Below are 12,968 nucleotides of genomic sequence, written 5' to 3'. Positions count from 1 at the left end.
TGTAGTGGCTCATGACTTACATAGCGATAAAGGGTTGTAAGCCCAGACACCTTCGGCTCCAGTACCTGCTGTATATCATCAGATGTTTTGCGGATAAACGCCAAGGTATCCATGTCCGTTATTCCTGCACAATGAATGACTCCGCCAATTGGCCCCATTGTTTGATTGATTTCATGGAAGGCTTGCTGTACTTGTGTCTCATCAGACAAAGAGAGTGACAGCATTTGAACTTGTATGCCTTGTGCCTCCAGCTCCCGTACCGCTTGAATTTTCTGCGCCGCAGAGGTATTTAATGTCTCAGCATGAGCCCATTCTTCTCGCGGAGGAAGCTGCTCACGTCCTGTCAAAACCAGCTTTTTCACTCCATAGTGTTCCGCAAAATGCCGGGCGCTTAATAGTCCGATTCCTCTTGTCCCGCCTGTAATGAGAAGCACATGTTCTTCCGGGAAGGTCTGTCGATCTTCGATTCCTCTCCAGGTTACCGGATGCGCTTTTAAGTAAGCCTGGTACCGCAAGCCCTCTCTGTAGCAAACCTCCGTCTCCTCAGTATCGGAATAAAACTCCTCAGCGATCTGCTTCGCGAGAATATGAGGATGAACAGAGTCTTCCGCATCCATATGCCTTGATCTCAATTGGCTGTATTCGCTTTGAAGCATACGATACAAGCCAGCACGGGAGGCTCCTGTCATCTGCACGGAAGGGTTTTGGAATGATTCCAGCCCTTTCGTCACACAAAGCAGCATGATTCCCTCTTTATGCCCGTCTTCAACCAGCCTTTGAATCCAGCTAATCCAATGTAGCTGTTCTTCCTCGTGTCCGCCGCAACCGATTAAATCCACAAGGCCGTCAAACTGTTTCCAATCATTACTTAACTGTTCATTGTCAATCCGGCTCACATTTAATATAAGATGTTTCGGGAAATGCTTTGATACTTCAGCTGCCAAGTCAGCCGTCTCTTCATTGCTGAGAATCGCAACAGCCCTTGTCCCCGGCGTTTTTGTGGCAATCGGACTTATGCTCCATTGTTTTGTCAAAACACATGAGGTCCGCTTTTCACTATGATCAACGAACTCTATGTTGTCCGGTTCTGAAAGACGTTCCTCTGCCGGAAGCCAATAGTAATCCTTCGCAAACGGGTATGAAGGAAGGCTCATCAGACGCGGTTTGGCTGCCTCACCATATAGTTTAGCCCAATTGACCGCGACACCTTTGACCCATAAATCCGCAAGCTTGGCGTATTTCCTTTTTCTGATCCAAGCCTCAATAGCCATTGCCAAGTCCTCATCAGCAGAAAAAATGGCTAACGCTTCTTTGTTTCGATTCGCCTGTCCGCGGAAGAGCCCTTCAGTCCCTTCCTTGCTGTCAACATACGCTTGCAGTTTTTCTTCAAGCTCCTGCATTGTGCCCGCAATACAAGCCATACGTTCATCCATTTCTTCCCGCCCGACTTGAAGCGTGTAGGCGATACGGTGCAGATCTTGATCTGTATACTTTTTGTCACGAATGGCACCCAGCAATTGTGCAGCCCGATCCATTAGCCTTTGTTTATTTTTAGCCGACAGCACAATAATGTTCGGATGTTCAGTAAGCGCATGTCGGGAACCTGCTTTTGGAATGTATTCTTCAATCACAATATGGGCGTTTACTCCGCCAATCCCAAAAGAACTTATTCCTGCCCGGCGCGGGATTTCGTTTCCGTTCCGGTCTTTGACAGCTTTCCATTCCTCTTTTTCTTGGACAATGTAAAATGGACTGTCAGTAAGCTGCAAGTAAGGATTGAGCGTATCGCAATGCAGGCTTTTGGCCAAGGTTTTATGCTTCATCTGCAGCAGTACCTTAATCAGGCCTGAAATACCCGCTGCCAGCTCCAAATGGCCGATATTGCTTTTAACTGAGCCGATCCCGCATCGATGATCCGGAACTTCCGGCTGAGTGTGCTCATCCCTATTAGACAGTTCTTTAAACGCGGCTTTCAGCCCGTTTATTTCTATCGGATCTCCCAATTCAGTCCCCGTTCCGTGTGCTTCGATATATGTGACTGTACTCGGATCTATGCCCGCCCGGCGATATGCACGCACCAGCAAATCAGCTTGCGCTTTCGGATTAGGAGATGTCAGAGTATTGGCTCTTCCTCCGTGATTTTCTGCCGTACCCCGAATGACGCCGTAAATATGATTCCCATCGCGCTCAGCATCTGCCAGCTTTTTCAGCATGATCATTCCGACACCTTCTCCTCTGACATAACCATTCGCATCAGCAGAGAATGTTTTACATCTACCGTCTTTGCTCAGCATGCCAGCTTTGCTGTAGCTAATGTGCGCCTCCTCGGTTAATATCGTGTTCACGCCTCCTGCGATTGCCATCTCACAGTCGCCGCTTTGCATTGCAGTCACAGCACGGTGAATCGCAACTAGCGAGCTTGAACAAGCCGTTTCTACCGGTTCACTTGGACCATGGGTATTTAAGAAATAACTCATTCTATTCGGACCGACCGAAGGAATCATATGGCCTGTTGCGGCATGTCCTTCAATCGGGAGATTTTCTTTATTAAATAAATCTTTATATCCTGTATTTCCTGTGCCGATAAAGATGCCTGTCCCTGTACCTGAAAGGCTCTGCGGCGAGCATCCGGCATCTTCTATCACCTTCCATGCATATTCCATTAACAGCCTCTGTTGAGGATCTACATAATGGGCTTCACGGGGTGATATCCCAAAAAACAACGGATCAAATTCTGCTACACCATCAATAAATCCGCCCCATTTGATGTCAGTCTTATTGGCTTCTGAGTCAGGATTTCCAAAATGCTCCCGCCAATCCCAACGGTCTTTCGGGACTTCCGTGATACTGTCTTTGCCTTCCTCAAGATTTCTCCAGAATTCATCTATGTCATTGGCTCCAGGGAATCGGCCGCTGATGCCGACAATGGCGATCGGCTCATAATCGGCAGTCTGATTTGTGTTTCTTTCCTCTTTTGGCATAACAGTCTGTTTATAGCGCTGTTTTCTCCTCTTTGTCATGCTTGGAGCCGCAGGAGCTGTTTCTTCATCTTTTTCAGGAACCGATGATATTACGTTCTCCTCAGCAAAAGCCTCCTTGTATTCATCTATCAGATAGTCAGCCAAACTTTGAATCCTTCCATATTCAAAGAAAATGGTCGGCGTCAATTCCAATTGATATGCTTCGTTAATCTGATTCGTAAATACAGTGAATGAAACTGAATCAAAGCCATACTCACTCAGCTCTGTATTGATATCGATATCATCAACGTTCACTTTTAAAATGACGCTGACCATGTGACTCAATGAAGCTTGCAGGCTGTCTGCAGCAGGTAAAGAGTTGGATGGTTCATCAGTTCCGCTGACAGATGCATCTTGATGCAGCCAGTCATCCTGATACTCAGACATTACATATTCAGCCAGGCTTCGTATGCTTCCATATTCGAAGAAAATGGTCGGCGCTAACTCCAATCGGTACACTTCATTAATCCGGTTTGTAAATACAGTAAACGTAACCGAATCGAATCCGTACTCGCTGAGTTCTGTATTGATATCAATATCTTCAGTGTTTACTTTTAAAATCTCTCCGACCATCTGGATGAAAGACTGTTCCAATTTACGGGTTTGGCTGTTATGTTTATCTGCGCTTTTATGATCCGTCCGTTTGATTTTAGACCCGGAAGAGAGCAATTTTTGCTTCATTTTCGCAAGCTGACCTTCCATCACGAATACTTGCGGCTTTTCTGAAGCGATTCCTTGATAAAGGGCTTTAATGCCGTGATCACTTTGCATCGGGACCATTCCTGCGTTTTTCAACATACTCTTTTCAATTTCAGCATCAACTTGCATACCGCCCTCTTTCCATAACGGCCAGTTGAAGGAAATGGTTGTGCCGTTCCGCTTCTTAGACACGGCAAGCGCGTTTCTGTACACGGCAAATGCATCCATAAATGTATTGGCTGCTGCATAGTCTGCTTGTCCAGTGTTTCCTAAACATCCGGACACAGAAGAAAACAAGATGAAAAAGTCCAACTGCCAATCTTTGCTGCATTCATCTAGATAAAACAAACCGTTCACTTTTGGCTGTAACACTTCTTGAAACTCTTTATTTGTTTTGTGCACAATGAAGTGATCTTTTATGATGCCTGCACCGTGAAGAATTCCATTGAGATGGCCGTACGTCTCTTTGATTTCATCCATGAGCCATGAGACCGCCTTTTGATCTCCAACATCAGCCTGTTTATAGATAACCTCTGCACCCAACTTTCGGAGAGCCTCAAGCTCCTGCTCCTTATGCTCATTTAAGACTGAGCGTCCCGTAAGAATGATGGCCGGATGAACGGCTCGATTGGCAATTTCTTTTGCAAACAAAAGACCTAAGCTCCCCGCTCCACCTGTGATAAGGTAAACGCCATTATCCTTCCATGGCATATGAAGCTCAGCAGCTGCCGGACGCGCTATTTCACTCCAGCCTTTGACAAAGCGGTCACCAGCTTCATATTTGATCTGTTTGTCATCAGGCCTCTGACTGTCGTCTATCAGCTTTTGATGAAGGCCAATGATCTCTTCCGGATTCTCGACCTCAATGACCTGAGCTGTAAGTTTGCTGTATTCCAATTCTGCTGTTTTGAGTAATCCGGACATTCCCGCAAACAATTGCTTCTCGCCTTTCCCCGGCACAATCACTTGAATGATCAGATTAGCTTTAGAGCGAATCTTCTTTTGTATGAGTTCAAAAACCTGCTGTATATAGCTTTGAAAACGTTCAGCGATATTCCCCTCAGTTTCATTCAGAGTAATGACATGCACATTCTGCATGCGGGATGCAATGCCGTCGCTGACCTTTCGTTCGGTTTCACAGAAGACAACGAGATGCTCTCCGTAAGATGTCACCTCTTTAGCGATCACCTCATCCTGCTTATTCCAAATCGGCTCGAGCATTAACCGCTCATGTGTAACTGCAGGTTTTGGCAAATGAACTTCTCCTTCCAACACTCTTGTTGAAAATCCCTTCATCCTTACGCATACGTCCCCAGTCTCGTCAAACAAATCGATATCCGCTTTCTGCACCATATCCCCGCCGTGATCACCGTCACTTAACCGGGCATATGCCCACATCGCAGACGTACATCCTTTGATCACTTCAAGTTCTTCAAGCGCAAACGGCAAAATCAATTTTTGCTCAGTAAATTCCTGCATGATACAAATTGTGGCAGCCTGAACAGCGGAGTCCATCATACTTGGATGCAGCACAAAACGTTCCTGTGTGTCAGAAACAGATGCTGGCAGCTGCAATCGTGCCAAAACCTCTCTGTTTCCGATATTCACTTTCTGAATTCCTTGGAATGCCGGACCATGAAACATTCCTCTGCTTCTGCCTTCCTCGTAAAATTGGTGAGGCGAAAGCTCCTTCCGGCTGCAGCGGCGCTGTAATTCAGCAAGATCCCAAGCCGGCTTTTCTGCTGCAGTTATCAGTTCCGCACTGCCTTGACTGTGTATGGCTGAGTCTGACCCTTCTCCGGTACTGTAAATGTCATATGTGATTTTTCCATCCTCTTCTGGAAAGAGACTGATATGCACATGAACCGGCTGACTCTCGACCACTACAGGCTGAACCCAAACGGCGTGATTCAATTTGATTCTGACATCCTGTTCGTTCGTGCTGCCTGTCGCCTTGTTTACAGCCATTTGCGCCATTTCAAGGTAGGCAACCCCAGGGAGCACTGGCTTCCCTCTCACCACATGATCTGTCAGAAAGAATTCCTCACCTGTAAAAACTGAACTGAATCTCTGCTCAGAAAAGTCTGACGTATTTTGATGAAGCAGCGGATGCAATGCACTGACGCCTGTCTGTTTAGCGGACATTCTTCCCGAAAGCTTGTGATCATCCTGTGATGCCCAGTATCGTTCCTTTGCAAAAGGATATGTCGGCAAACTCATTCTGTTTGGACGCACATCTTTGTAAAGCTGTAGCCAATCAATATGCGCTCCTTTACTCCATATCTCCGCCAGCTTGTTCACTTTTCCTTTTGCGATCCACTTTCCAATCAGTTCCGCGCTGTCTTCATCCTCTGTCAGCCATGAAACATCCTTGGCTTGCTGCTTCTCTCCTTGATAACAGCCTTCTATTGGTGAATATCCATTGATAAAATCAGCCAGCCTTTGTTTTAACTCATCCACATGATCAGCGATAAAGGCAACCCGATATTCCATTGCTTCTCGCCCGACCTGAAGGGTATAAGCAAAATCAGCCAGACGGCCGCTTTCAAGCCCTCTTCTTTCCAAATGAACCAAAATGCCATGTACATACTCATGCAGCCGCTCTTTATTTTTTGCCGATATCGGAATGATGCAGGCCCCTGTTTGTTTCTGATCAGCAGAAACTGTTTTGTATTGCTCGAAAATCGCATGAGTGTTTGTCCCGCCAAGCCCGAAGGAACTAAGTGCAGCCCTGTGCGTTTTTATTTCATTACTCAATGCTTTCTTTTGATCGACGACGTAAAAAGGAGAATTAGCTAAGTCTGTATTTGGATTCGGATCCTTATAATTGATGCTAGGAGCAAGCTCATTATGGTAAAGGCTCATCACCACCTTAATGCAGCCTGCCAGCCCGGCGGCCGTATCAGCATGTCCGATATTGGATTTGACCGATCCGATTCCGCAAAATTGTTTTTTATTTGTATACTGCCTGTAAACTGCCGTCAACGCTGACAGTTCGATTGGATCTCCAAGCTTCGTACCTGTACCGTGCGCTTCCACATAGCTGATGGATTCAGGCTGAATATTCGTTTGATTCATGACCTTTTGAATCACGTCCGCCTGTCCTTTTACACTTGGAGCATAAAAGCCGACTTTGTCAGCTCCATCGTTATTTACACCTATGCCTCTTAACAACGCATAGATGTGGTCACCGTCTTTTACGGCATCCGCCGCTTTTTTCAGCAATACAACGGCAACGCCCTCACCGCCAATCATTCCGTCGGCAGAGGCATCAAATGCCTTAATATGCCCATCGCTTGAAAAATTCAAACCTGACTGATGCACATATCCGATATTTGACTCGGTGTGCAATGTCGCTCCGCCGACCAAAGCATACTTAGATTCACCAGACATCAGGCTTTGATAGGCGGAATGCAATCCGATTAAAGAAGAAGAACAATTGGCATGAACGAAATAGCTAGGCCCTTTCAATCCGAGCTTATGAGAAATCATCGTCGGAATGGTTCCGCTCTGTGCAAGCACCCACGATACATAACCGTCCGGCGTTTCAAGGCTCTCCGTTGTTTCTTTTGGCAAGAGCGCGCGATATGAATTATTGCTTGCTGACATATAAACACTCGTTTCCGGAATCTGTTTGGACACGTAACCGGCATCTTCTATCGCTTTCCAGGAGTGAGTCATGAGCATCCGCAGCTGCGGATCCATAAATTCAGCATCTTTAGGTGATATTTGAAAGAAGCTAGGGTCAAACTCGTCCTTCCCTTCAATCGAGGATTTAGCCGGGACATACCGTGAGCTCTCAGTCAGTTCCTCTGAAACACCAAAACTCCGAAGCTCTTCTGTACTGAAAAATTTAATACTTTCCTTTCCGTCTCTAAGGTTCTCCCAAAACTCAGCATGGTTTTTCGCACCTGGAAATTCACACGATATCCCAATAATCGCTACACTGTCCTCATAATAATCCGGAAGATCACCAGTATCATTTTGAGTGTGAATAGGCTTATCTGACTTTTCCGCTGATGCTAAAGTCAAAGAGAAACCAGTATCCGCCATTTGCTGTTCAGTGATATATTTACTGATGCCTTTGATCGTTGAGTATTCAAACAAGTCTGTGACAGTAAACTCACAGGATAGTTCATGCTTGATGCGTTCGGCCGCCGTAACAGCGAGAAGCGAATCGCCTCCCACATCGAAAAATCCGTCTTCCTGCTCAATGTCATAAACGTTCAGTACATCTTGCCAAATAGATAACATAGTTTCCTGTATTTTCATAGAAGCAATATTCCCTTGCCTTGGCTGCTTCGCTGTCACTTTTTGTTTCTTCAGAGTGTTTCTGTCTATCTTGCCGTTCGGTGTTAACGGCATATGGTCAAGCTGGGTAAAATAAGAAGGCACCATATAGGCTGGTAAACTGTTTTTTAAATAATTCCGCAGCTCCCTTGATGATAGAGATAAATTTGCATCTTTCACTGTATAATAGGCAGCGAGCTTCTCGTCTCCGTCCTGTTCAGCTGCCAGAATGACGCTTTCCTGAATAGCCGGATGTTCATTAAGCCGGCTTTCAATATCGCCAAGCTCAATGCGGAATCCGCGTATTTTCACCTGGTTGTCGATGCGGCCGATATATTCAATCCTGCCTCCCGGAAGCCAGCGTGCCATGTCACCAGTTCTATAAAGCTTTGACCCAGGCTCAAAAGGGCTGTCTATAAATCTTTCATTCGTCAATTCACCCTGTTTGTAATAGCCCTTTGCCACTCCGTCCCCCGCAATGCAAAGCTCTCCCGGGACACCAGCCGGGACAGGCGTAAGCTGCGAATCGGTAATATAAATCCGGGTATTTGCGATAGGCCGGCCTATCGTGATGTGAGAGCTTTCTTCATTCACACGCTGGACCGCAGACCAGACTGTTGTTTCCGTAGGTCCGAACATATTCCAGGCTTCGCTGTCCGTATTGAGAAAATGCCGCTTTAGTTTTTCAGGTAAGGCTTCGCCTCCGCATAGAATCTTGACTCCCTCTTCATTTTTCCAGCCTGAATAAAAGAGCATTTTCCATGTCGCAGGTGTTGCTTGCATGATTGTCGGTCTCAAATCTTGTATGTCGCGCTTCAGTTTTTCAACGTCTTTTGTATGTTCAGTTTGGCAAATATGGCACTGCGCCCCCTTTATCAAAGGGAGATATAGCTCTAAAGCAGCTATATCAAAACAGTAGGTTGTCACAGCAAGCAGGCTATCCGCTGATGAAAGACCGGGCGTCTCACCCATGGAAACGAGAAAGTTTGTCAACGCTTTATGCGGAATCATGACACCTTTTGGCTTCCCTGTGCTGCCGGACGTATAAATGACATAAGCCAAGTTTTCCGGCTTGACGGTGCGCGAAAGAACACGTCGATCAAAAGCGGCTTGAGTGACATCATCCCAGTCCTGATCTAACAAAACTGTCTGAACCCCATTCCAGCTTAAAGTATTGGCCAATTCGGAAGTAGTCAGTGTAATGGAGACTTCACTGTCCTTCAGCATGTATTCCAATCGCTCAGCCGGATAAGACGGGTCTAACGGCACATATGCTCCTCCTGCCTTGAGAATCGCCAATAAACCCACAATCATTTCCAGCGATCGATCCACATAGATACCTGCCAAGCGATCCGGCCCCGCTCCATGCGCCTGCAAATATATGGCCAGCTGTGTGCTTTTTTCATCAAGCTCCCGATACGTCAATGTTTCACCTTTATAGCTGACAGCCGCCCGATTAGGCGTCTTTTTCGCCTGCTGCTCAAATAACTCATGAAAACACGCATGTGGATAATTCTTGTCAGTAGCGTTCCACGTTCTGAGAATCATTTGTTCCTCTTCGTCAGTTAATAAGGAATACTCTTTTAAAGACTGAGAAGGACTCCCAACAGCCTGTTCTGTTAAATAAACAAAATGATCGAACATAGCGGAAATAGCAGCGGTATCAAACAGCCCAGTATTGTATTTGATGTTCAGCTCCATTTTTTCTTCTTCTTCCCATAGCTCAAACACCAATTCGTATTCACCCTCTTGATGAATACTCTCAACGAAATCAACAGAAAAGGAATCCTTATATTTACTTAACAGACTTTGATAACTTCCAGTTTGAAGAAAATTCTGATAGAAAAAAGCTGTCTGAAAAACAGGTGAACCTGCTTGCTGGCGAGAAATATTCAAATCCCGCACCATTTTTGGAAAAGGATAAGCCGCATGATCCAGTCCATCGAGGATTGTGAATTGCAATCTCGAAACGAACTCAGAAAAAGTTTCTGCCGCTTTCAGTTCACCCCGGATAGGCAGCATATTGAGAAAATGCCCAATAGAAGAATCAAATCGCTCTTCATGTCTCACCATCGCAGGCATGCCGACGATCAGTTCTTTCTGATCGCAATAACGGCCTAACAGCATCATATAGCAGCTCAGCAATACCGTTGAAACATTTGTAGAATGCTCTTTGGCAAACGATCTGACACGCTCCATTAAACTGCTGGGCAGCCGCCGAGCGTATGTGTCTTCCTTAAACTCTGAAACGGACGTACTGGTGCTTACAGCCGGCAGCTGAAGATTCGGCAATGTGCCCGATAGCTGTTTCCGCCAATACGAACGATGTTTCTCGCCGTCTTCACCGGCAAGCATGTTCTGTTCCCAAGCGGCAAAATCATGATAAACGGCCGGTGAAACAGACTCTTTCGGCTCCTGTCCTTCTAATAGAAGCTTATAGCTGTCAAAAAGGCTGCGAATAAACGTCAGGGAAGAAATCCCATCAAAAATAATATGGTGAATAACCACAAGCAAAAAGTGCTCTTCTTCTGATCTGGAAAAAACACGGACGCGCATTAACGGGCTGTTTTCCTTTACATACGGTTCTTTTACTTGTTTTCTAAGATAAGCAGTTGTGTCAGACTCTTTCATACCCGAAATGTCTTCTGTTTTGATATCAAGAGATAGCGCCGGCTCATTTTTGAGGCAAGGCACTCCGTCTTTTTCTTGAATCACATGCTTTAATATCGGATGCTGTTTCTGCACACGTTGAAAAGCTTGCTTTAAAGTTTCAAGGTGAAGCGCTGACGTAAATCGAAAACAGAGAGGTACGTGATACGCGCTATTTTCAGGTGACATTTTTTGCAATGTCCACAAACCTTTTTGAACTTCAGAAAGAGGTTGAAAGGCTGCTTGCTTTTTTTCCGCCTCTACCGATTGGGGTGCGTCAATGCTATCTTTGTCACCAGACAGGCTGCTCCGCAAATCTTCTTTTTCAGACAGATAGTTGGCCAGTGATTCGATTGCAGGATACTTATATAAGTCTCTGGCTGTGAGTCTGATGCGGTATTTTTTCTCGACCGCCCGAATAAGCTTCATCATCTTAATAGAGTCAATACCAAGGCTTTGGATATTGGTGTTGGGCTCAATCCAATTGCGGGAAACATGAAGCTCATCAGTAAAACAACTGAGCAGATATTCCTGTATATCTTCTCTTATTCTTTTGGCATCATCTGCTTCTTGTGTCTCTCCCTCACCGTTTATACGGTTCGGTTTGTGAAGCAAGTGGTCGAACTCCCCATTTTCAAATGCCGTTTTCAGCTGTGTGCGCTGAATCTTTCCTATAGCTGTTTTCGGAATCTCTTCTTTATGCACCGGCAGCAAAAATTCGGGAGTCACACCGATTGTCTGCGTGACATGATACTGTATGTCTCTAAGAAGCTGAACGATTTCATCATCATTCATCTGGGCGGAAGTAACAAAGAAGATAGCCAGCTGATCCGTTGTATTGTTATTCACACGGACAGCACAAGCGGCAGTATAAGAAGTTTCGATTTCCGCTAATTCTTCAACCGCGGATTCAATCGCATGGCTGTAGTAATTGACACCATTAATAATAATCGCATCTTTCGTACGGCCCGTAATGGTTAGACGCCCATTGCGCAAAAAACCGAGATCGCCAGTTTCAAACCAGCCATCCTCCGTAAACACACTCTCATTCAAATCCGGGCGCCGATAATATCCGCTGGTAACAGAAAGGCCAGAGACTTGAAAACGGCCGATCTCGCCTTCCTCAACCAATTCATTATGGTCATCCACAATCCTCATGGAGAATCCAGGAATCGGGGAGCCTATTTCCACAAAACCATCATCATCGCTTGTTGCGGCACGGGTAAACTCACGAGAGAAAATCACGCCGGATGAAGTTTCGGACATACCCCATGCAGGGCGAATCGCATCAGCAGGCAATCCGTGAGGTTCTAAAAGCTCTAGCATTCTGCGCCCCACTTTAGCGACCATCGCTTCACCGCCGTTGAGCATATAGCGCATGGATGACAGGTCCCAATTTCGATTTTTCATTTCATCAGAAAAATCAGTGACAAGTCCGAAAGCAAAATTCGGCGCCCACGTAACAGAAGCACGGTAATGATCAATCCAATCAAGCCATTTTAGAGGTTCCATCAAAATCGTTTCACTTGCGACGTTGATTTCTTGGCAGCCAAGATAGACATCCCGCAAATGAAGCATCCCAATGCCTCCGACATGATCAAACGGCATCCAGTTAAACGTGATATCCTCTCTTGTAAAACCTTGCATTTGAATAATGCCTTTCACCATGCTTAAAATATTTTTGTGATTGAGCATGACTGCTTTGGGAGTGCCCGTACTCCCTGAAGTCAGCAGCAGAAGCGCCAAATCTTCAGGATGAGCTTGATGCCAGTCGGTTTCCATCTCATCACAGTAAAGATCCTCGACAGCCAAGGCGCGAAAACCTTCAAGTTCTTGCTCTTTTGCCCAATCAATCATTTCCTGAAGCAATTCCCGACTCGTAATCACCGGCGGCCTGTCAAGAAGTGTCCATGCGTCTTTCAGCTTTTGAGTCCCGCTGTTCGACTCTGTGTACGTCGGGGCAACAGCTAAAGGCGCCGGAACAATTCCAGTTGAAACACAGCCCCAGAAAGCAGGGATAAATTGTGAATTGTCACCAAGCTGCAAGATCACATTGTCCTTTGCTCTCAGGCCAGATTGACGGAGCCCCTTCACAATACGCAGCGCATCCTTCCATAAACGGCCGTAAGATTGCTGAATCTCAGTTCCATCCGGCTGCAGATAAATGATCCCCTTTGTTTCTCCAAGCTCCGCTGCAGTTTTGTATAAAACCTCGGGTATTGTAGCCGGTTGATCTTCGGATATATGTAATGGCTCCCCATAGCTGACAGAGGGATTAGATAATTCGCGGGTATTCACATCATTTCTCAT

1 protein-coding gene (running past one end of the window) is annotated in these 12,968 nt (G+C 45.9%); it reads right to left on the bottom strand.

The genetic code is table 11. The features are described 5' to 3' along the window. Positions 1-12,968, bottom strand: the 5' portion of a protein-coding gene (locus NSS75_RS09780; protein WP_339237263.1) for an amino acid adenylation domain-containing protein. 2,188 nt of this gene lie to the left of the window's left edge; only the first 12,968 of its 15,156 coding nucleotides appear in the window; the start codon lies at positions 12,966-12,968; its stop codon lies beyond the left edge, outside the window.

The sequence above is a fragment of the Bacillus sp. FSL K6-1012 genome (assembly GCF_037964915.1).
GTDB classification, from domain to species: Bacteria; Bacillota; Bacilli; order Bacillales; family Bacillaceae; genus Bacillus; species Bacillus halotolerans.
This window is presented reverse-complemented; position numbering and strand designations above follow the sequence as displayed.